At 49.6% G+C, this 22,519-nt stretch carries 17 protein-coding genes; 10 read left to right on the plus strand and 7 right to left on the minus strand.

The features are described from left to right. Positions 1 to 114: 114 nt before the first annotated feature. From PN498_RS26245 to PN498_RS26255, 3 genes are all read right to left on the minus strand, one after another. Complete coding sequence (locus PN498_RS26245) at positions 115 to 2,328, minus strand: GDSL-type esterase/lipase family protein (protein WP_272066421.1); 2,214 nt, start codon at positions 2,326 to 2,328, stop codon at positions 115 to 117. A 752-nt stretch (positions 2,329 to 3,080) separates the two neighbouring features. Then, a complete protein-coding gene (mnmG, locus tag PN498_RS26250) occupies positions 3,081 to 5,009 on the minus strand; it encodes a tRNA uridine-5-carboxymethylaminomethyl(34) synthesis enzyme MnmG (RefSeq protein WP_272066422.1) in 1,929 nt (642 codons plus the stop codon). A gap of 254 nt (positions 5,010 to 5,263) precedes the next feature. Then, a complete protein-coding gene (locus tag PN498_RS26255; RefSeq protein WP_272066423.1) occupies positions 5,264 to 5,812 on the minus strand; it encodes a PadR family transcriptional regulator in 549 nt (182 codons plus the stop codon). 113 nt (positions 5,813 to 5,925) lie between these two features. Between PN498_RS26255 and PN498_RS26260 the strand changes: the two genes are divergently transcribed. From PN498_RS26260 to leuD, 4 genes are all read left to right on the plus strand, one after another. Continuing rightward, on the plus strand, positions 5,926 to 7,290 hold the full coding sequence (locus PN498_RS26260; protein WP_272066424.1) for an efflux RND transporter periplasmic adaptor subunit: 1,365 nt from the start codon (positions 5,926 to 5,928) through the stop codon (positions 7,288 to 7,290). Positions 7,291 to 7,354: 64 nt separating this feature from the next. Beyond that, positions 7,355 to 10,579 (plus strand): efflux RND transporter permease subunit, encoded by a 3,225-nt coding sequence (locus PN498_RS26265; protein ID WP_272066425.1) that lies wholly within the window; start codon positions 7,355 to 7,357, stop codon positions 10,577 to 10,579. Between the two features lie 628 nt (positions 10,580 to 11,207). After that, positions 11,208 to 13,049 carry a sugar phosphorylase gene (locus PN498_RS26270; RefSeq protein ID WP_272066426.1) on the plus strand — a complete coding sequence of 614 codons (1,842 nt, stop codon included), beginning with the start codon at positions 11,208 to 11,210 and terminating at the stop codon, positions 13,047 to 13,049. Between the two features lie 76 nt (positions 13,050 to 13,125). Then, positions 13,126 to 13,719, plus strand: coding sequence for a 3-isopropylmalate dehydratase small subunit (gene leuD, locus PN498_RS26275; RefSeq protein WP_272066427.1), 594 nt, complete (start codon positions 13,126 to 13,128; stop codon positions 13,717 to 13,719). Positions 13,720 to 13,905: 186 nt separating this feature from the next. Here leuD and PN498_RS26280 read toward each other — a convergent pair whose 3' ends face one another. Then, on the minus strand, positions 13,906 to 14,574 hold the full coding sequence (locus PN498_RS26280) for a nitroreductase family protein (RefSeq protein WP_272066428.1): 669 nt from the start codon (positions 14,572 to 14,574) through the stop codon (positions 13,906 to 13,908). A gap of 375 nt (positions 14,575 to 14,949) precedes the next feature. Here PN498_RS26280 and PN498_RS26285 point away from each other — a divergent pair, with 375 nt between their 5' ends. The 6 genes from PN498_RS26285 to PN498_RS26310 all read left to right on the plus strand — a co-directional run bounded on the left by PN498_RS26285 (position 14,950) and on the right by PN498_RS26310 (position 19,632). Further along, a complete protein-coding gene (locus PN498_RS26285; protein ID WP_272066429.1) occupies positions 14,950 to 15,186 on the plus strand; it encodes a hypothetical protein in 237 nt (78 codons plus the stop codon). Between the two features lie 621 nt (positions 15,187 to 15,807). Continuing rightward, positions 15,808 to 16,641 carry a PhzF family phenazine biosynthesis protein gene (locus PN498_RS26290; protein ID WP_272066430.1) on the plus strand — a complete coding sequence of 278 codons (834 nt, stop codon included), beginning with the start codon at positions 15,808 to 15,810 and terminating at the stop codon, positions 16,639 to 16,641. Positions 16,642 to 16,774: 133 nt separating this feature from the next. Further along, positions 16,775 to 17,023 (plus strand): hypothetical protein, encoded by a 249-nt coding sequence (locus tag PN498_RS26295; protein ID WP_272066431.1) that lies wholly within the window; start codon positions 16,775 to 16,777, stop codon positions 17,021 to 17,023. 100 nt (positions 17,024 to 17,123) lie between these two features. Then, complete coding sequence (gene mscL / locus PN498_RS26300; protein ID WP_272066432.1) at positions 17,124 to 17,549, plus strand: large conductance mechanosensitive channel protein MscL; 426 nt, start codon at positions 17,124 to 17,126, stop codon at positions 17,547 to 17,549. A gap of 159 nt (positions 17,550 to 17,708) precedes the next feature. Then, the gene (locus PN498_RS26305) at positions 17,709 to 18,572 is read left to right on the plus strand and encodes an EamA family transporter (RefSeq protein WP_272066433.1); all 864 of its coding nucleotides are present in this window, start codon (positions 17,709 to 17,711) and stop codon (positions 18,570 to 18,572) included. A 469-nt stretch (positions 18,573 to 19,041) separates the two neighbouring features. Continuing rightward, positions 19,042 to 19,632: a hypothetical protein gene (locus PN498_RS26310; RefSeq protein WP_272066434.1), complete on the plus strand. Its 591-nt coding sequence runs from the start codon at positions 19,042 to 19,044 to the stop codon at positions 19,630 to 19,632. A gap of 20 nt (positions 19,633 to 19,652) precedes the next feature. Here the strand turns inward: PN498_RS26310 and PN498_RS26315 are convergent, their stop codons facing one another. The 3 genes from PN498_RS26315 to PN498_RS26325 all read right to left on the minus strand — a co-directional run bounded on the left by PN498_RS26315 (position 19,653) and on the right by PN498_RS26325 (position 22,407). Next, on the minus strand, positions 19,653 to 19,787 hold the full coding sequence (locus PN498_RS26315; RefSeq protein ID WP_272066435.1) for a hypothetical protein: 135 nt from the start codon (positions 19,785 to 19,787) through the stop codon (positions 19,653 to 19,655). Continuing rightward, on the minus strand, positions 19,774 to 20,244 hold the full coding sequence (locus PN498_RS26320) for a GNAT family N-acetyltransferase (protein ID WP_272066436.1): 471 nt from the start codon (positions 20,242 to 20,244) through the stop codon (positions 19,774 to 19,776). The genes PN498_RS26315 and PN498_RS26320 overlap by 14 nt, the downstream gene beginning before the upstream one ends. Before the next feature lie 288 nt (positions 20,245 to 20,532). Then, the gene (locus PN498_RS26325) at positions 20,533 to 22,407 is read right to left on the minus strand and encodes a DNA/RNA helicase domain-containing protein (RefSeq protein WP_272066437.1); all 1,875 of its coding nucleotides are present in this window, start codon (positions 22,405 to 22,407) and stop codon (positions 20,533 to 20,535) included. Positions 22,408 to 22,519: the final 112 nt, after the last annotated feature.

The following is a 22,519-nucleotide window of genomic DNA, read 5'->3' on the forward strand; positions in this document are numbered from 1 at the left end:
CATAAGTTTTTGATCAGAGCCGGAGCGCGATCGCGCTCCGGCTCTGATCAAAAACTTATGGGCTGATGCGTGTATCTATAGACACGCTAGCGAACCCCGACTTGCTTCAGTCTGTTAAGCAACAACAATCTGGTTGCCGACAAGAGCGGGGGCATTTTTCAACTGTAGGAGCGGAGCCGCAGAACTGCCAGCGTTGCCGACGGGGTCGTAGCTCAAAATGCCAGTGCCGTTGTCGTAGAAAAAGGCAGGTTTACTATTGCCCGTGTTAGCAGCGCTGCCAATCACAAAGTCGAAGCCTGCACTCAAATCACCTTCAAAGCTCGCATCCACAACTTTGATGATGTCATCAGCCCCGAAATCATTGATGGTATCGAATCCGTCTTCTAAGCTGCGATAGACAAATTCATCGGAGCCGCCCCCACCTGTGAGCGAATCATCGCCCTCACGACCTTCCAGAACGTTTGCTCTGCTGTCGCCGAGCAAGGCATCAGCAAAGGCTGAGCCGGCAACATCCTGAGCATTGATCGCACTCCGGCTAGCCACAAGATTGTCAAGAATAGCGTCATACCAGGCATCGGCTATCTTGGCATATCCAGTTTGATTGGGGTGTAACCCACCATCTACGCTGATATCGGCCATGTCATCTAGCGTTAACTGACCTCCAGCATTGACGAAGACGACGCGATCGCTGTTAAAGCTTTGGACAACGCCTTGGACACGGCTGTTGTAGTCTTCAATGTTGGCTACTCGGTCAGGAAAACGTCCAGCCGGAACGATCGGAGGCACCGTGGAAACCATCAGCGTGCCACTGAAGGAGCCATTCGACAGAATGTCGTTGATGAGGTCATTCAGCTCGTTCGCGATCGTTTCTCCGGGGCTACCACCATTATTTGTTCCGATCATCAACAACACGATGTCAGGAGATCCATTCGATAAATAAGTCGTGATGTTGCTGCGGATAAAACCGATAGGTGCCCCTGCATGTCCTTCGTGATCTTTGTCTTCTAAAGTGGTAGGACCATTGGATAGTGAGCCCACGAAGTCAGCCTTCACGCCCAATGCTTCCAGGTCATCCCATAGATCTTCTCGATACCCCTCATGGGCAGCGCTATACAGAGGATCTCGACTTCTGCCTCTGCCTTCGTCCCACCCTTCAGTATTTGAGTCACCCAGCGGCATCACCTTGAAATTGACCCCGTAGTTCAGAAAGGAGGCCGTATGCTTGGCTAAATCAACCAGAACTGGGCTGCTGGAATCCGAGTAGTCCAAAGGGTCTTGTTCAGCAATGGCAAGGCTTCTATTTTCGTTGCGCCCAAACAGAATGTAGTGTTCTATGCCATTACTAAAGGCGCCTTGCCCTATTGCAATTTCGACATCGGGGTTAGCGGCCAAATAGCTTTCTTCGCTGTAGTCAGCATTGGGCTTGCGGCCTTCTTTCATGCCAAAGCGTAAAAAGTGCTGATAGCCGCTTTGGAAAAAGCCTGCCGCGACTGCATCGGCAACATTGGAGTCCTGAGCCAGATAGTATTGCTCATCAAACAGCAGCGTTGATGGCTCTCTGCCTTCGGTTAGCCCAAAGTTGATGTAATGCTCAAATGCGCTCGCTAGCCCGCCACCGATGACATCGGCAACATCTGGATTTTCATCGAGGTACGCTTGAGCGTTAAACAACAGGCTCGCAGTGCGATTTTCGATATGCCCTGCAAGTAGGTAATGCTCCAAACCACTTTGGAACGCGCCGTTATCCACCGCATTCTTAACGTCTGGATTTAGGTTGAGGTAAAGGGCCTCATCGTAATAGAGGCTGGGGCTGCGACCTTCTGCAACGCCAAAGCGAAGAAAATGCTCATATCCGTAGGAAAAACCGCCAGCTTTGACTGCTGCGTCAATGTCCGAAAACTGATTGAGATAAAAGTCTTCATCGAACAGGTTCGACATTTGAATCCCACCAATTTTGACACTCATGCCAAGGCTGTCTCTACCTTCGTTGAATCCTGATGCTACATAGTGTTGAAGACCACTGGCGATCGCCCCACTTTCAACGACTGCTTTGACATCAGGGTTGGCTAGCAGGTACAAATCTTCGTCAAAGAACGCATGAGGAATCCGACCTTCAACCACTCCCGATGAGAGAAAGTGTTGTTCGGCAGAACCAATCAGGTTGTCTTCGAGCGCCCTTGCAACGTCAGGGTATCGACCTAGATAAAAGTCTTCGTCGAACAGTAGATTAAATGTTCCGGTGAAGAAAGGGTAGCCCTGTAGGACGGTCTGAAGCTGAATGAACTGTTGAAAGTTCAATACGAAATCACCTGTATTGGACATCGTCATAGTGCTCTAAAACTGTGTAGGCGAAAAACTTGGATCGGGTCTCTTCTTTGACAATCCGGTTGAAACTGAACTCATAGCTTTAGCCATCTGGATTTGTGCGCCGAACAGCATCCAGGTACTGAGCGCATCGCCAGATAGCTCGCTGTCTTGTCTTAATGAAATTGGCAGCGGCTATAATTTGACGAATCAACGGAATTAACAATGACTTTAAAGTTGAAGGTTTGGAAAATTTTTAAATTTAAAATTCTTCCAAGCGCGATAACTCTGACCGCAAAACAAATTTAGCCTTCTAAAAGCTTGTTTAACTTTGCTCAGACAACCCTCTTATAGGCTCTTCACAACTTTGTTTGGGTTTTCTAAAGTCTGCCAAAAAGTGAGAGAAGCTAATATCAGAAAATTTGCTTACTGCATGGATAAAATGCTGAGTAATACATCATTGAGTTAAGTAGACTAAAGAAAGCTGATTTTAGAATAAATTCAGCAACTTATGTGGTTTTGTTGAATCAGAAGTCTGACCTTGGTCATAACGATGATATGTCAAGCTTAAAATTGTAGATTAGATCGACATTAGAGAAACCCCAGAAAGCTATTGCTGGACATGGGTTTCACTTCGTTCTATCCAACCTACACGCACTCCCCTTTTTAGCTTTGACAAAGCACTAGGCTTGTGCGCTCAGTACCCGGATGCTACTGAGGGCATGACTAGATGGCTTGCCGTCGCGTCCTAACGAAACTGACACAGCTTTTCCGTTCTACGGCGCGATCGCCACTTCCTCTGCCATCTCTCGACGGCGGGCCTGAATTTCTAGATACACCAGCAGCGCATTAATATCGGCTGGATTAACGCCACCAATGCGGGATGCTTGCCCCACGGTCAGAGGCCGCACAGCGCTGAGCCGCTCTCGTGCTTCTTTGGAGAGGGTATCAATAGACGTGTAGTCCAGCGTTTCAGGCAGCTTGCGATTAGCATTCTTGCTCACCTGATCAATCTGCGCTTGCTGTCGTTGAATGTAGCCGGAGTATTTGATGTCGATTTCGGCCCCTTCTTTTTCCTCGCGAGCAAGGTCGGACTGACCCAATCCATACTGCTCTAGCTGAGCATAGTGGAAGCCAGGACGCCGCAAGAGATCGGCCAACATGATGGACCCTTTGATGCGCTGTCCAGTATCGGCAGCAATCTGTTGACCGATCGCGTCGTGTTCTTTGACACGAACCTTGCCCAAGCGAGCTTTTTCAGCTTGGATGTTGGCCTGTTTCGTTTCGAAAAGAGACCAGCGGCGATCGCCAATCAGTCCAAGCTCGCGACCCAGGGGCGTCAATCGCTGATCAGCATTGTCGGATCGCAGCAGCAAACGATATTCAGACCGAGACGTTAACATCCGGTAAGGCTCACGCAAATCCTTAGTACACAAATCATCCAAAAGGGTACCAATGTAGCTGCCTTCACGGGGCAGTACGATCATCTCCTGGTTGTTGACCAATCGAGCGGCGTTGATGCCCGCAACAATGCCTTGAGCTGCTGCCTCTTCATAGCCTGTGGTGCCATTGATTTGCCCCGCACAGAACAGTCCTTCAACCCGCTTTGTCATCATTGTGGGATAGCACTGGGTTGCGGGCAGATAGTCATATTCGACCGCATAAGCGGGCCGCAGCATCGCACAGTGCTCTAGTCCAGGCAAACTCCGCAGCATAGCTAATTGCAGTTTCTCGGGTAATCCCGTGGAAAAGCCTTGGACATAAATCTCGGGGATGTCGCGCCCTTCGGGTTCTAGAAAGATCTGATGACTATCTTTATCTGCGAAACGGACAATCTTGTCTTCAATACTAGGGCAGTAGCGCGGTCCTTTAGCATCTACCCAACCGCCGTAGACGGGCGATAAGTGCAGGTTTTCTCGAATCAGACGGTGCGTTTCAGCCGTAGTGCGAGTCAAATGACACGGCATTTGTTTCCGCTCAATCCACACTTCAGGATCGAAGCTGAACCACCGTACGTCTGTGTCTCCAGGTTGGGGTTCCAAGACATCGAAGTTAATCGAGCGGCGATCGACCCGTGCAGGAGTTCCTGTTTTAAGTCGTCCCGTTTCAAAACCGAGCTGATTCAACGTCTCGGTGAGTCCAGTAGCGGCAAACTCACCGGCCCGGCCTGCTGGCATGGACTTGTTGCCCACCCAAATGATGCCACCCAGAAAGGTTCCCGTCGTAAGGATGACGGCTTTGCATTTGAAGGCAACGCCAAAGTAGGTTTCGACACCCAGGACTTCATCGTTGTCACCTAGAACTAAATCGGTGACCATCCCTTCTCGCAGGGTTAAATTTGCCTGATTCTCAACCAGGGTCTTCATGACCGCTGCATATTCTCGCTTGTCCGTTTGTGCCCGCAGTGCCCAGACGGCGGGTCCGCGTGAGTTGTTGAGAATGCGTTTCTGGAGGTAGGTGCGATCGGTCATTTTGCCAATCTCACCACCGAGCGCATCAACCTCATGGGCGAGCTGAGATTTAGCAGGACCGCCTACCGCAGGATTGCAGGGCTGCCAAGCAATTTTGTCCAGATTGAGGGTGATCATCAGCGTGCGACAGCCTAACCGCGCAGAAGCTAACGCGGCCTCACAGCCGGAATGGCCGCCACCAACAATAACGACATCAAATTCATCTAAGAAATCAATAGAACCTGGAGAAACCATGAAGCCTTCGCACAAATATTGCTCAATCTCTATCGGGATGTGCCCTATAGACATGTGCCCTACAAAATGTGACCCTGTTTTGTCACACCCTCGATTCTAGCGACTCATCATCAGAAGGCGAAATTTAGTCAGGATTTGAGGATTCGTTTTGGATGGAAATCTTGAATAGGCCAGAAGGCAGGGAGCTAAAACTCAGAATCCAGGACTTCTGCCTGACATCTTTCTTGAAATCCATCACTGCTTCAAAGCGAATGTTATTTAGTCCCTGATTGCCGCTGTTCTAGAAACTCTAGAACTTCTTCACACCAGTTGATCCAGTCCTGTTCGTATCGCAAGCCTCGTCGCAGCGTGAGATAACGGTATTGCTCCTGCAAAGGTGGATTGGGCATGGACTGGTATTGACCTTCCATTAGCTGGTAACGCTGTAGCTGCTCCAGATGCAATTGGCGGCGGCGTTTAACCTCTCGCATTAACTCGTCGGGAGCCACATAGGGACCCCCTAGGACTCTTACCAACAAATCTTCTCGAATAGGAGCAGGCTCTGTCGGTTCTGCAGACCAGCGCTGAAGTTCTTCACGCCCTGTGGCAGTGATGGCGTAGATTTTCTTGTCGGGTTTACCCATTTGAGGTATCAGCTCAAAAGCAACCCAGCCTTGCTTTTCCAACTTACTCAATTCTCGGTAGATCTGCTGCTGGCTAGCTTTCCAGTAACAGCTAACCGTTTCTTCAAACCGTTTGCTGATGTCGTATCCGCTAGAGGGCCGTTCAGAAAGAACAGTCAATATCGTGTGCGCCAGGGCCATGGTATGAAAACAAAATACCGTTGACATATTCAATAATTTGAGTATAGATTGCTAGGTAATATTCAACAAGTTGCTTATCAAATAGTTGAATAACAATTCTTTGGGTATTTGCTATGGCTTTTAATCCTGACACGCTGCCCCCGATCGCCCCTTCCACCACTAACCCCAACACACTCAAATCTCCTTTAGCGCAACGATCATGGAGGAAATTTCTTTGGGTCCCTTTAGCGATCGCCCCTCTGCTTGTCGGTGTTTACTACTTCAGATCAGCCGCAGTTGACGAAGCGGTGTCTGAGGCAGGCAATGCGGCGTTGCCGGTCACCGTTGTCTCAGCGGAACGTGTCGAGGGTTACGAGGTCGAACGGGAGTATACCGGGGAGTTAGTGGCCGGACGTAGCAGCGTATTGGGATTTGAGCGTACGGGTACGGTCGTTGAAGTTTTGGTCGATGAAGGAGATCGGGTGGTAGTGAGCCAACCTTTAGCACGGTTGGATAATCGGACCTTGGCAGCTCAGCGTCAACAGGTGGAGGCTCAGCGCCAAGAAGCGATCGCTCAACTGCAAGAACTTCAAGCGGGTCCCCGACTAGAGGATATTGCCGCAGCACGAGCTGCCGTAGCGGAACTAGAGCAGCAGGTAGCACTAAGCCGTCTACAGCGCGATCGCCGAGAGGATCTCTACGCTCAAGGGGCAATTTCGCTGGAAGCGTTGGACCAGGAAACTTATAGCACCAGCGCTTTAGAGAAGCGTTTGGCTCAGGCCGAAAGCGAACTGTTGGAACTAGAAACAGGAACGCGAAGAGAGCAGTTGGATGCCCAAGCTGCCCGCGTCAGTCAGCTAGACGCTCAACTTCAGCAAATTGACGTGGACTTGGAGAAAAGCGTGCTGTATGCGCCTTTTGACGGCACAATCAGCGTTCGCTCGCTAGATGAGGGGGTAGTTGCAGGCAGTGGGCAAGCCGTGTTGAGTTTGGTGGAGGCGGGTTCCCTGGAAGCACGGGTGGGAATTCCCCCTGAAATTGCCAATACCCTGACTTTAGGAAGTGAGCAGACGGTACGAATGGGCGATCGCACTTACACCGCTTCAGTAACCGCCTTGTTGCCAGAACTCGATGACATTAGCCGGACGGTGACTGCCGTATTGCGAGTTCCTGTGGTGGACCTCACAGTGGGACAGACAGTTCGATTGGTGCTAGCTGAAACTCAGGCGACTAGTGGCTTTTGGCTGCCAACAACCGCTCTAGTTCCTGGAGAGCGCGGCCTGTGGTCGGCCTATGTACTGGGAGACTCGCCTGATGCATCTTCAAAGGCAGATTCGGTTCGTTCGGCCCCTATCTATACCGTCGAGCGACGAGAACTTGAGGTGATTCACACGGAGGGCGATCGCGCGTTGGTGCGCGGCACGCTACAGCCTGGAGAGCGCGTTGTGATGTCTGGAACGCATCGCATTGTGCCTAACCAGACGGTTCAGGTTGAGTAGAAACCTTGTCGCAAAAGCTAGTGGGCAGTGCCTACTAGCCCGCCATTGCCCCGGAGGGTAGGCATTGCCCACCGAAACTAGCTGGAAAAATGGATCTCTCTGCGTGGGCGCTGCTCACCCTACCTGTAAACTTCGGCCTAATTCAGCAGACTATATTCAACCAACGCTCATGTTTAATCTTTTCTATCGCAATCGTCAGCTACTGCTGTTGACCCTAACGCTCGTTGTGGTGTGGGGGCTTTCAGCCTTCTTCACACTGCCTCGAATGGAAGACCCCCAAATTACTCAACGGGCGGCTCAAGTTGTCACGTTTCTGCCAGGGGCAACTCCAGAGCGGGTCGAATCCCTGGTGACTGAGCCTCTAGAAGATAAGCTGCTTGAGTTAGAGGAGGTTGAGGTTGTTGAATCGACTTCTGGAATGAGCGTTTCCGCTGTCTGGGTCGAAATCAAGGAATCCATTCGAGAGGTTGATTCCGTTTGGTCGAAGGTGCGAAGCAAGATTGACGATGCCGTGCCGGATTTGCCTCCCGAAGCGTCAGACCCGGAATATCGCGAAAGTCTTCCAACGGCCAGTGCGCTGATTGTAGGACTGACTTGGGAACTGTCGGATGAGCCGAACTATCTAATTTTAGGACGACTGGCTGAGGGACTTGAGGATAGGCTGCGATCGCTCCCTGGAACCGATAAGGTCGAGCGCTTTGGCAATCCGAATGAAGAAATCCGGGTGGAAATCGCGGCCAGTGAACTGGCTCGACTAGGACTGACGGCTCAAGCGTTGTCCCAGCAAATTGCTGCCAGTGACGCAAAAGTCTCTGCTGGACAGGTGCAGGGCGATCGCGGTGAGTTTTTGATAGAAGTTGACAGTGCTTTGGATTCCCTAGAGCGAGTTCGCAATATTCCCATTCAAGTGGGACAAGATGGCGCCACGATGCTGCTGGGTAGCGTAGCTCAGGTGAGCCAAGGCACGCAGGAACCGGCTGAGGCGCTCGCTTACGTCAATGGATACCCTGCTGTTGTCGTATCTGCCATGGTAGAAACTGACTACCGCGTAGACTTCTGGGCTGAGACTGCCCACGCAGCCTTAGCAGAAATTGAATCTGACCTGTCCGAGGGGCTGGGGCTACACATTGTTCTGGATCAAAGTCAGTACGTGCAGCAGCGACTCAACGGCGTGATTGGTAATCTAGCGCTGAGTTCTCTACTCGTGATTGGCGTTTCGCTATTAATACTCGGCGGTAAAGCGGCTCTGCTGGTGGGTTTGGCTCTGCCCCTGACGACTCTGATGGTGTTTGGCTGGATGAATAGCTTGGGGGTGCCCTTACATCAGATGTCTGTGACGGGCATTATCATTGCTTTGGGTTTGCTGATTGATAATGCGATCGTTGTTGTTGACGAAGTGCAAGGACGTTTACAGTCTGGGTTAGCTCCGGCAGCAGCGGTTGGGCAAACGGTACGCCATCTTCTAATCCCCCTACTTGCCTCTACGCTAACCACCGTGCTGGCCTTCGTTCCCATTGCTTCGTCGGCGGGTGGCACAGGAGAGTTCATTGGCACCATTGGACTCACGGTAATTCTCGCATTGGTCAGTTCTCTTGTGCTTTCCCTCACGGTCATAGCAGCGCTAGTGGGACGACTGCATCGATGGCAGCCGTTGGGATGGCAAGCGAACTGGTGGCTCCACGGCTTTTCGAATGAGGTGCTGACGGCAGGCTATCGCTGGTCGCTGCGGCGAGTATTGCGTCGTCCCTGGATGGGAATGGCGCTGGCGCTGGTGTTGCCGATTGCGGGATTTGCGGTTTTTGGGACGCTGGAGCAGCAGTTTTTTCCACCCACCAATCGAGACCAATTTCAGATCGAGGTGCAGTTGCCCAGTCAGGCTGCGATCGCCCAAACTCAGTCCCTAGTCCTTTCCGCTCGCGATCGCATACGCCAGAACCCACAGGTAGAGGACGTTCACTGGTTTGTGGGGGAAAGCGCTCCGTCTTTTTTCTACAACGTTGTAGGCGGTCAAGAAAATGCTCCCTATTACGCTCAGGGAATTGTGCAGCTTAAGGGGACAGAGGGCCTACGGCAGACAATTCGCAATTTACAAACCGATTTGGATACGGCTTTTCCAGAAGCCCAAATTTTGGTGAAGCAGCTAGAGCAGGGACCGCCGTTTGATGCTCCGATTGAACTGAGGCTATATGGTTCAGACATGGGGCAGCTGCGCGAAATTGGCAATGATCTTCGATATGAGCTGTCGCAAATTGACCAGGTCACACACACCAACGCTAGCCTCACCGAAGCGTTACCCAAACTCGCACTCCAGGTCGATGAGGCCCAGGCTCAACGTGCTGGAGTGGATAATCGGGCGATCGCTCAGCAGCTCCAAACGACGCTTAACGGTAGCTTGGGCGGTTCAATTCTGGATGAGACAGAAACCATGCCGGTTCGGGTGCGCGTATCTGATGCAGATCGCAGTCGCTTGAATCAAGTGGCCTCTTTAGACTTGCTGTCTTCCACCCATCAAACAACCTTGCCCCTTACGGCGCTTGCCGATGTCGAACTACAGCCGGATCTGGCGACAATTTCTCGACGCAACGGTCAGCGCATTAATACTGTAATGGCATTTCTAACCGCAGGGTCTCTTCCCGACACCACCTTAAAAGCATTTCAGCAGCGATTGGTTGATCAGAATTGGCAGCTTCCCGCAGGTTATCGTTTGGAATACGGCGGCGAGGCAGATGCTAGGGGAGATGCCGTCGGCAACCTTCTAGCAATGGTCGGTGTTCTGTCTATTCTGATGACAGCCACACTCGTCCTATCGTTCAACTCATTCGCCATGGCAGCGCTTCTAGGCTCCGTAGCGCTACTGGCGGTAGGACTGGCCGCACTTGCTCTAAAAGTCTTCAATTCTGTATTTGGCTTCACAGCTATTCTTGGCACGTTGGGTTTGATAGGTCTAGCTATCAACGATTCTATTGTTGTGCTGGCAGCTCTACGCGAAAATCCTGATGCTCGTCAAGGCAATTCGCACGCAACGGAACAGGTTGTCATGCACTCAACTCGCCACGTTGTCGCAACAACTCTGACGACAATCATCGGATTCACTCCACTCATGCTGGATCAAACTGGATTTTGGCCACCCTTGGCGATCGCGATCGCGGGCGGTCTTGGTGGCGCAACGCTATTGGCGCTCTATTACATTCCTGCGGCTCACATTCTCATTGCTCGGTTTCAAAAAACAAGCTCCAAGCCAATCTTGCCAGGGTCATCGTCATTAACAACCTCCTCTGTGAAGACCTGACTTTCCCGCTGGTTCACGTCCTCATTTTTCTGACTGTTCAAAGGCTCTCTATCCATCTACTTATTGGTTAGCAGCGTGCAGTCAAAATTAGGCTTCACAGTGTCAACGGTTACAAGATGATTTTCTAACAGTGTTATGTTTATTCGTTAAAGCATTGGGGTATCTATGGTGAGTACTTTAATTATTTGCTCTGATGGGCTTACGGTCTCTACTCCTAAGTCTTCTAGTAAAGGTCTATCATCAGTGGTCGTCTTTTAGGCTGTATTTCGTCAACTCTATGGAAAACACTGAACCGATTAGTTTGTGATTTCCTACTAGGTGATCTGGGACTAGTTTATAGATTTTGCCTTATTCTTTTCCCGCTATTAGACTGCAATACATCATCTCCGCTTATGATGCATTGTCCTTTCATAGCGTAGGTCTTAATGCAGACCTAGTAACCTTTGACCACTTTCATCACAAGCAATTCCCCAGGAAAACCCTGAGGAGAGTTTTGTGTTTTCTAAACTATCTCCGGAAGTTCTATCCTTTCGTTTTGGAGTTAGTTTTAGTGCCGACCTTTATGACTTCTGGCTATTAGGAGTGACGTCTACCGTTATGCAAAAAATTGATGCGGAGTCTCACCAATATGTTGCTCAGTTCAAATCCTCAAAAAAGCGTTCAGTCCCAACCGTCCAATCTACCTGACCCCAAATCAATTATGTTTTCGTCTCGCATCAAGCCTCTGCTATCAAAGCTCTATCCGCCCGACGTTGTTGAAATGCTAACCGAAAAGCTCTACGCCCTGCTGGAGCCTTTTCTGCAACAAAGCAGCATCGAAAACTGGCGTAAGTGGAGCCACGACAACGTCATGTTGATTACCTACGGCGACAGCCTGGTCTCGCAGGACGAGCGATCGCCCCTCCTAGTGCTGGCTGAGTTTTTAGAAAAACATTTGCAAGATAGTATTACTGGCGTCCATATTTTGCCGTTCTTTCCCTTCACGTCGGATGATGGCTTTGCGATTAAAGACTACACAGCCGTCAATCCAGAATTGGGAACTTGGGATGACGTCAAACAAATTAGTCAGCACTTCAACCTAATGGTTGATTTGGTCATTAACCATGTCTCTGGAGAACATCCCTGGATAAAGCAATTCCAGGCCGGTGAAAAGCCTGGTTGTGATTATTTAATTGAAGTGGACCCAGAGACTGAGAGCATTGCTGACGTGGTTCGTCCTCGTAGCAGTCCCCTGCTGACAAAGCTAGAAACAGTCAATGGTGCCAAACATGTTTGGAGCACCTTCAGCGCAGATCAAATTGATGTCAACTTCAGCAATCCAGACGTGCTGTTGGAGTATGTCAAGATCATCTTGCTTTATGTTCAGGCCGGTACTCGCTACATTCGGCTTGATGCTGTAGGTTACTTGTGGAAAAAACTGGGGACCTGCTGCATTCACTTATCTGAAACGCACACCGTTGTTCGGCTTTTGCGGGAGCTGCTGCAAATGATCGATCCGGGTATCGCCATCATCACTGAAACCAACGTCCCCAACCGCGAAAACCTCAGCTATTTTGGCAACCGCAACGAAGCGCATATGATCTACAACTTCAGCCTGCCACCTTTGGTGCTGAATGCGTTGATGCAAGGACGCTCGGATTACCTCAAGCAGTGGATGATGAGTATGCCTCCGGCCCCAATTGGCTGCGCCTACTTTAACTTCACGGCCTCTCACGATGGCATTGGTTTACGGCCAACGGAAGGACTGCTAACAGCTGATGAGTATGACTCTTTGCTAGCAACAATGAAGCAGTTTGGCGGCGAAATTAGTATGCGGAGTCATCCCGACGGCACTGAATCCCCCTATGAGATCAACATTTCTCTCTTCGACGCCATGCAGGGCACCGTCGAGGGTAAAGATGAATGGCAGATTGAGCGTTTCCTTTGCTCTCAAACCATCATGATGTCTTTAGAAGGAATTCCAGCCTTTTATATCCATAGTCTATTGGCGACGCGAAACAACCATGCAGGTGTCGCCGAGACGGGCCACAATCGCACGATCAACCGCTACAAATGGAACATTGATACCCTAGAAGCGGCATTAGCAGATCCTGAAACCCCCCACGCGATTGTCCTCAAGGAACTGTGCAGATTGATTGAGATTCGTCGTCGTCAGCGGGCGTTCCATCCCAATGCAACGCAATATACCCTGCATCCGCTTAACCCGTGCATCTTCGCATTCTGGCGACAAAGCATGGCACGCGATCAGAGCATCTTCTCCATTCACAACTTGAGTAAAAACCCTCAGGAACTGCATCTTTCAGATTTGAATTTGCTGGATACGGATCCTTGGGTCGATCTCATTAGTGGCGATCGCCTGACGACTCTAGATGACATTTATGAGATGCAGCCCTATCAGTCCTTATGGATTACGAACAAGGTTGATTCTGCGGAAGATGAATCCGTTCCAGACCCGCTACTGACCGATTGAGCCACCTGACGCACTGGTCGTGGATAACGATATTATGGAGTGCCGTATTGTGTTGAGCTAAACAAGGATTTTAGTCATGACCCAGGTGAAACGTGTCTCTGGTCGCGGCATTCCATTAAAAGGGGATGATATTGATACTGATCGCATCATCCCTGCCCGATTTCTACGATGTGTCACATTCGATGGACTGGGTGAACAGGTCTTCGCGGACGATCGCACCCAGCTCGACGGTCAACATGCTTTTGATCAGCCCCAATATCAGGGGGCTGAAATTCTGGTGGTGAATCGCAATTTCGGTTGTGGTTCCTCGCGGGAGCACGCCCCTCAAGCGATCGCTCGCTGGGGCATTAAAGCCTTAATTGGCGAAAGCTTTGCTGAAATCTTCTTTGGCAATTGCGTCGCGATGGGCGTCCCCTGCGTGACGGTCAGCTCTGATGTTGCCAATACCCTTCAGGACAAGATTGCAAGTAACCCCCAAACGCCCCTAATACTGGACTTAGAGACGCTGACGGTCACGATGGCTGAGTTTGCTGCACCAGTGGCGATCGCCCCTGGCCCTCAGCAAATGTTTGTCAATGGCACCTGGGATGCCTGTGGTCAGCTTGTCTCTCAAGCAGCCAGCATCCAACAGACAGCAGCCCAACTACCGTACATTCAATGGCAGCGATAGTTACAGAACGTCGTAGCCCCAGTAAGATTCGGAACGGGTTTGTCTACTAAAACTTTTGCAACCCTTATTTTGCTGTAGGTTGAGTAAAATCCTTTAGGCATGGCTACGCTAACGTAGCAGCGAAACCCAACAAAACCGTTGTTAATATTGGGTTCCGTCGCCTCAATCACAACCTGCAATAGTGGGTTAAGCTCCGAATCCGTTGCCAAGCCGGTCTACAAAGACATTGACAGAGAGTGGCAATCGCCCTGGATTTTTGCGAGATTCAGCAGCAAATCCTACAGGCAGAAGGAGAGCGATCGCAAGATCGGGGTCATCGGCAGCGCCAATAACCTCCTTCACCTTGTCCTCTTGCCAACCATTCATATAACAGGTAGACAATCCCATTGCCTGTGCCGCCAATGCCGTATGAGTCGCCGCAATCATGGCGTCCTTAACCGCATATTCCCTAGTTTTAGGACCTAAGTTTTCTTGAAACTGAGGAATGGCTTCCCTGAAATAATCAACCGTTTTTGGCGGCCAAGCCTCCCGCTCCAGTGCAGTTTGATAGATTTGCTCCATCAATGATTCGTCTCTCCAGGCTGTTGCCCTCGCGGCAAACACAAAAGTAACCGGTGCTTCCAATACCTGTTGCTGTCCAAAAGCGGCTTCAGCTAATGTCTGTTTCTGCTCCTTACTCTGCACGAGTACAATGCGCCAATCTTGTAGGTTGTAGCTGCTAGGAGCTGCAACGGTCAGTTCAACCAAGCGTCGCAGTATATCGGACGGAATCGGTTCATCCTTAAAGGTTTTAATGGATCGACGCTCCTCAATAGCCGTGAATGTATCTAACGGAGTCGATAGGGAGGCTGACATAATGCTGTCCTTTGCGGATAATGAGACTGCTCAATAAAAGCACAGTTACCTTAAAATAAGCGAGTTGCCATACAGGGTGTAAGAGGGCAACCAGATTAAAGAATCTAATTCAATTAGGAGCGGTAAGCCCCTCTGATTCTTAGGAACGCAAGCAAAAACCGTCTTCATGCGGTTAATGCTGTCTTGAATTTTCTACAACGCGAACGGCTAGCGCTGAGCTTGAAGAATGTCGGTCCTTGCGATCAACACGAGCTAGATATCAGCGTTTTGTTTGCGACTTGTTGGATATTTGCGATCGTCTGAAATTTTCCGTATTTTCTTCGGAAAGTTGCCAGAGCAAGCTGAAAAGCATGTTTAAGGAGTTCCTGAATTCTTATGGAAGCATTTGCCGTTTTATTCGTGCTCGGTATCTTTTTCGCGCTCACCCGAGAATACAAAAAACCTAAAAGTAAAACTGCTGGAGAAAAACTGGCAGATGGTATCGGTGCGGTTATTAAGGAAGTAACCGGAAAGGAGATCAATCCTAAAAAGAAGAAGGCCAATGATACTGACCCTCTAGGCGTTATCATCATGGCGGTGCTTCTGGGGCTTCTCCTCACTTACATCCTCTAGGAATTGTCCACTGATTTATAAATGGGGCCAATCTAACCAATGCAGTGAATCGGCGAATCTTAGATAGGGAAGAAAACTACACACCGGTCATTTTTTTGGAAACTTGCTAAGGTGACTCGAAAAGCCTATCTAGGAGTTTCCGAGCTTTTATGGAAGTGCTTGCTGTTTTGTTCGTGCTCGGTATCTTTTTCGCGCTCACCCGAGAATACAAAAAGCCCAAGTCTCCAACTGCTGGCAAGAAGTTGGCCAATGGCATAGATGCCGTTATTAAGGAATTGAAAGAGTGAGACAGTAAGGAACTATTGACGCTGGTTTAGAACACCAAGATTCACGTATAGCCCTTGGAGCGTGATTCAATTCCTCCAAGAATACTAAGACGCGCCAGAGACCTTCTACCTCGGTAACAGCTTTTGGAAGATTGACATCAAAATACTATTGGATAGACGCATTCTTAAGAAAACCTCACTAAAGCACAACCAAAGCACAAAAGCTAAGATTTTAGAAGTCTCATGGAAAAAGTGAGCATCAAAGACACTATCAAAAGTCCTAAATTGCAAACAGATACAGCGATCGCCCTTTTCTAAGTCATGATGGATTCATCGCTTCCCCTTTTCAAAAGCTATGGATTCTGCAACTTCTGTTGAAATTTTGCAAGTTGATGCCTTTACGGAGAAAGCCTTTGCGGGCAATCCGGCTGCTGTGTGCGTGCTGCCACAAGCCGCTGACGAAACTTGGATGCGCTCCGTTGCCGCAGAAATGAATTTGTCGGAGACGGCTTTCTTGCATCCTGTGGAAGATGGGTATCAGCTGCGATGGTTTACCCCTGCGGCTGAAGTTGACCTCTGCGGCCATGCTACGTTGGCAAGTGCCCATGTCCTTTGGAGCGAAGGCCATTTATCAACAGTAGAGGAAGCTCGCTTTCATACTCGAAGTGGCTTGCTCACGGCAACTCAATCAGGAGATTGGATTACTCTAAACTTTCCGACTCAACCTGTTAAAGCTACGACAGCTTCTCCTGAGCTGCTTAGAAGCTTGCGGGGGCTGATGCCGGACTATGTAGGTTTTGGCGGTTCTGCAGAATCCAACTTTTTGGTAGAGCTTCCTTCAGAAGATCACGTGCGATCGCTTCAGCCCGACTTTTCCATCATGACGCTGCTGCCTGTCCAAGGCGTCATTGTCACCGCCCCTGGAGAGGAAGACACCATTGACTTCGTCTCTCGTTACTTTGCCCCTGCGGTTGGCATCAACGAAGATCCGGTCACCGGATCAGCCCACTGTTCTTTAGCCCCTTACTGGCAAGAGAAATTAGGACAATCAGAGTTTCTGGCTCGACAGGTTTCGGCTAGGGGAGGCGTCTTGAAGGTGCAGGTCCAAGGCGATCGCGTCCTAATCAGCGGTCAGGCCATCACAGTCCTGAAGGGAAGACTCCTCTCGACTCCCGTATTTGCTGCGTAAAGCTTAGCTCTCGCAGTTGAGTTTATGCTAACTGCTTTGCTTCCCAGCCCTTCAAACCCCCTTCACTACAAGGTTTTGTGCTCTATCATTGCGGGGCAACTAACCTAATTTGATATCCTTTTTATCTTTTGCCATGAACGAAGAAATTGCCTGTCAAGTCTTCTTCGAAACGTGGCGACAGTATTACTACACGCCTTTAGAGCAACGGCTTACAGCATTGCGTTCACATTATGCTGGCAATGCTGACGCAATGAAGGTGGTAAAATCCCACGAAAGAGAGATGAATCTCTATCGTCAGTATGCTGATTACTACGGCTACACATTTTTATTCTTTGGCCAGATAATTTGCTATTGTCTGGTGGGGATGCTGCGTAGTCTCTGAATGGCTCTTGGTTCTAATACGCCCTTGAATGGTCTACACGGTTTTGTAAACAATTTTTGCAACCTTGTGTTGCGAGACTTTTGGAATTAGGAGAAAGCAAATGGCAAACGGACGGCTTAAGAAGCGAACCCGTAGTTTTTGGGATGATTTCAAGGATTTTATCAATCGAGGAAACCTGATTGATCTCGCACTGGCGGTAATTCTGGGCGGCGCGTTCGGTGCTATAGTCGCATCCTTTGTCGACGATATTTTAATGCCTGCGTTGATCAATCCTTTCTTGACACAAGTGGGTGGCAATTGGCGTGAACTGACCGTCGGTCCCGGCATTGCAATCGGAAATTTCCTCGGAACTGTCATCAATTTCATCATCATCGCCTTGACCCTATTCTTCATCGTCAAGGCATACGAAAAGATGCAGCGTAAATCGCAGCTTGAGGAAGAAGCAGTAGCAGAACCGACAATTGAAGAGAAACTCAATGTCACCCTTGAGCGCCTAGCTAATGTCCTTGAAGGCCGGGTTCGGTAGCTAAGGGGACTACTGTTAGGGTCATTCAGAACTCAATCTGCGATCGCAGCTATTGGCAAATAGGCGATCAGTAATGACACTGTACAGGTCTCCAGCGAGAGGTTAATCTGCCATTAGTGTCGCAATCGGTAGCCCTGATGGCAGCCTGATCTCAAGCTTATGAATCCCCTACATACTCTCCTCGCTGTTTTGGTAACGGTTCTTTGGGGATTCACGTTCGTCGCTATCAAAGTTGGCTTAGGAGAATTTCCGCCGCTTTTGTTTGCTGCATTACGATTTGCAGTCGTGGCGTTTCCTGCTGTTTTGTTTATTCCCCGTGAGGGAATTCCTTGGCGATGGATTGTTTGGGTTGGCCTATCAATGGGCGCTTTTCAGTATGGATTTTTGTACGTGGGTATGGAGAGCGGCATGCCCACGGGCCTTTCCTCTCTGGTTATTCAGTCTCAAGCTTTGTTTACCCTGCTCTTCTCGACTGTGATATTGCGAGATGTGCCTCAACGACAGCAGTGGTTTGGAGTCGGTTTGGCACTGGCAGGCATGGTTGCGATCGCCCTCACTCGGGGCGGACAGTCGCCACTACTCAGCCTCATTCTAGTTTTGGGGGCGGCAGCGTCTTGGGCTACGGGCAATATCTGCATCAAGCTATCGAAGATTACTAATGGTTTTCGACTGTTCGTTTGGATGGCGGTCGTGCCACCTTTACCATTATTGATACTGTCTGTAATTTTTGAATCGGGCCAGGTCGCCGCTTTGAGATCGCTCACCCCCTTGGGCATCGGCACCATTCTCTACACTGGGCTGATCTCATCACTCCTATGCTTTGGATTCTGGGCTTATCTAATCCAGCGTTACTCACCGAATCGGGTAGCACCGTTCTCATTACTAGTCCCCGTGTTCGGACTGGCGTTCTCCGCAATGCTACTGGGCGATCGCCTCAACTACTTAGAAATCCTTGGCTCCAGCCTCGTATTTGTTGGTCTGTGCTGCACTGTCCTGACCCCTGCCAAATCAAACTTGACTTAACCCATAAGGCCACAGCCACCAAAAGGTTAGCGGAGCTAGCCCCAATTTATTATGAATAGGCTAAGCATGATAGATAGATTACTCAAATAGCGGAGATATTGAAGAGCCTAGCTTTGAAGAATATTTGTATTGGTCGCGCTAGTAGGATTTCAACTTTGAAAAATTTCGCAGTTCACTACCTAAAATCAAAACATCATGTGCTCTCACTAGCCTAAACTCCTTTCTATAAAGGGCTTTTCGGAATATCTCAAAGCCAAAAGATCATAACTGACTTCAACCTTGCAAGCTCTTAAATCAGTCCCATCTTAAGCGCAGCTTTCTTTTTTAAGAAATAAACGAGATTTTTCAATATCTGTGAAAAATTTGTCCTGAAGGATCCAATCCAAGTCTGAAACAACAGTCAGTAACTACCGTGTCTTACAAACTCGATAGTTCTTACTTTTATTGAAGTATTTGGAGCAAGCGGTCTATGTTCGTAAGTAGTTTTTTTGTTGGTAAAGTCCGTCGCCTGACTATGGCTGTTGCTTTTGCTACCGTCATTCTGGGCAGTTTTGGTCAAGCCAGTTCTGCCCAACCCTTTCCCGGTCGAACGTTTGGTTGTTCCATTCCTAGTCCTGAGTTGCGAGACAATCCAGCCAATCTAGGAACACAGCCAGCCAATGCTCTCATTGTCACGACAGCTCAATCAATAGGAATCCCAACTCAAGGAACCCTTGCTGTTTTTTCGCAGGTTGGTGTAGAAAGTGGACAAGGTCGTTGCATCATGTATGCACAGCGCTTGAATTCGTTCAATGATTCTGCCTATTCGGATTGGGTGTTTGACGTGGGTACCACTGGCAATGGACTGCCAGCCATTTGTTTTAGGCCAGCAGGTAGTTTCTGCGGAGCTATGTATCCAGGACCTGCAAATGGTGCAGCGACTCCTCCTTTCGGATCAAATTCTTATGAGGTGTTTCCACTGGCAACCGGGCAAACCCACGTGGGCATAGCCCTCAATCGCTTAACAACTAACCTACAGTTTGCGATGAGTGCGCCGAACTCGTTACCCATCTACGATTAATCGTCTGTCATTGTCAAAATTCAGGCAGACAGCACCTTTTGACGGCTGTCATCATTGAATTGCCAATTAGCTGCATGATGACAGCCTCGCGTCTGGCGAGGGTGGCGATCGCAATAATCCACTTCAATCAAACGATAGGGCTTACGTTTGGCCACGCTGTTTGACAAATTTCATTTCTCCTGCAAAGTCACCTGTTGCAACTACGCCGGTAGCAACCCAACCTAGATGTTGATAAAAACCATAGGCTCGTAAACTCGGGTCATTGCCAGTCAATAACCAAATTTCCTTACTATCCTGAGACCACAACCAGGATTCTGCCGTTTGTATGAGAGCACGACCTGCTCCTTGTCCTTCAAACTTTGGTAGCACAAAGAGACCCAAGATTGTTTGCTCAGTAGCATTGGCCATAGCAAAGCCTATGGGTCGCTTCTCCACCTCCGCAATCCAGGCACAGCAATCGTCTGCTAACATTTCACCCACAGTCTTTGGCGTAATGCCCAGAGCCGCTATTTCTTCCCGAGACTGGTAATTTTCAGTAACGCTCGTGCGAATGTCGAAGAGGGTTTCAATGTCTTCGGATTGAGCAACACGAATCAGCACAGCTACCTCCATCAATTTTCACCGGTTGGGTTACTGCTCTGTCTCAATTGGTTTCACCAAAATCAACTCTATTCACGCTCCCTCAACTCTAGGGTGTTTCTGCGAAGCAAAATTATAGCTTTAGCCCTGTAGGCTCATGCAATAAATAGCATTTAGGTGCCTGGCATATCACAAATGGTTCGCGGTCTTGTCCTGACGAAGTGGACGACGGCTATATCAAATCAGCCAAGCGAGGAGTTTCGGAGCATAGTGCATGATATTGCTAGCCTCTGATAACACACCACGACTACAGAATCCCACCTAACTGTTAGCAGACAGTGCCATGACGCCAGCTTTGAGCAGAATCGCAGCGGTTTCATCCATGCGCTGTTCAGGGGGAACAAACACCACAAAGCCGTCTCTGCCGCGAGAGAGGAGGACTCGATAGCTGTTGAGTCGTAAGCGACGGGGATCCTGCACGTTGCGTTGGCGAGTAGTGCAGACCCACGTTTGGTCTTGCCAAATCAGATCGCTCCCCCAAGCCACGATCGCCATATCTAGCTCTAGTCCCTGACAGCCAAATTCAGTAACAACCTGATCGAGAGCGCAGCAGGAGCGGGGCGAATCGGGTGGAGCAATATACCAAGGTCCCGCTTTAACTCGCAGGGTAGATTTATAGTCGTTGGCGACTCCATGATCGGGAAGATTTTTAGCGCGAGATGAGGCTACGATGCCATAGCGCTTGTCGTACTGATCACCATAGCGATCGCGACAGTATTGCTGGGCCACCTCTAGCTCCCGAGTGAGATAGGCTCGAAAACCAGACTGTTGAAGTTGGGGCATGAGGCTAGCAGCAGCACCTAGATTGCCTAGCAAGAGTTGGTTAATCCATTCCTGAACCGCCTCAGCCCGATGAGTCCGTAAAGAGGTCGTTAGATCAAACTGTGTATCGGCGTGTAGTTGATGACTGACTTCAGCAAAAACCGCCTCATAGCGTTGAGGACAATGCACCTGCCAGGGCTGCTTAGACTGTTGGAGACCGACTTGCCACTGGTCAATATCGTCTTCCTCACCCACGTGAATTTCTTGCCCTTCCCCAATGAGAGCGACGACGACAGCCCAATCGGGAATCCGTTCAGCAATCCGTAGCACTGCGCCGCCCGCAGCCTGCTCAATGCCGTATTTTTCCGACATGCGACTAGCATCCCAAGCCCGCTGCGCTTCATCAAAAACAATGATGTGTTCAGGAGGAGCACTTTGGCGGCGAACCTGGTGCTGTAAGTAAAAATTCCGCACTGGCTGCACAAAAACTCGATTCTTCAAGGCGTACTGCAAGACTTGAATAAGCGGACCATTGCCAGAAAGAAACACCGCCTGGGGCTGATCGCTTACCGCTAGTGGATTTTGGTAAACAAACTGGAGTCCTACTAGGGTTTTGCCTGCTCCAGGAACACCCGTAATTAGGACCAAATGCCGCTCTTGTTTTTGGGCAGCTTGAACGACGAGCTGGTTCAAAGTGTCGAGCAGTTGAGGAATTCCTGCGCTTGCTGCCCGCCGAATTGAGGGGAGCGGTTCGCGCTGAAAAATTTGTCGCGCCGCTTGGATAATGGTCGGCAAGGGAGCATAGTCTGCAGAGACCCAAGCTTGAACGTCAATGTCACCACCATTCGGTGTTTTGGCTGCCAGAACCTCTGCCAACTGAAGAGAACTGACCGGCTGCACGTCACCGCGTGGTTCTGCGGGTTGCTTTCGTCGAGTTAATACCAGCAGAGGACAAACCGAGCGATCGCGACAGCCCGGATGATAAGCCTTGAGGTCTCTGGCATAGGCCGCACTTTGATCCAGATCAGCAGCTGCGATCGCAGATTTTTGTTTGAACTCAAGGACCCAAACTCGATCACCTGCTAGCAGTACGACATCTGGACGACGCCCACCTTCACGGGGCAGTTCGTACTCAAAAATTAGTCCCCATTCCTGCTGATGAGGTTGCACAAGCGCTTGAGACAGCACCCTAGCAGTATCCTGCCAGGCTTGAATTTGAGTTTGGGTCGGCTGCTGTTGATAAAGGTGCTGATGCTGAGAGACCATACGATTAAGCCATGTCTCGACAGACATCTGCAAAAAATCCGCTACCCTACCCAACCAACCACAGCTTGCAGACTGGTCAGCGACGAACAGATTAAGTTGTTGTGACACGCTTACTTTCTCGTGAAGTTGAGGTTGAAGCGTCATTTTAAGGGATTACCTTTACCCCAGAAATGTTGCTAGAGGAAGAGTTCAAAAACAAGCATCTTCTTGACTTTGATAC

Origin of the sequence: Oscillatoria sp. CS-180, from assembly GCF_028330965.1 — a bacterium.
In the GTDB taxonomy this organism is placed as follows: Bacteria; Cyanobacteriota; Cyanobacteriia; order Phormidesmidales; family Phormidesmidaceae; genus Halomicronema.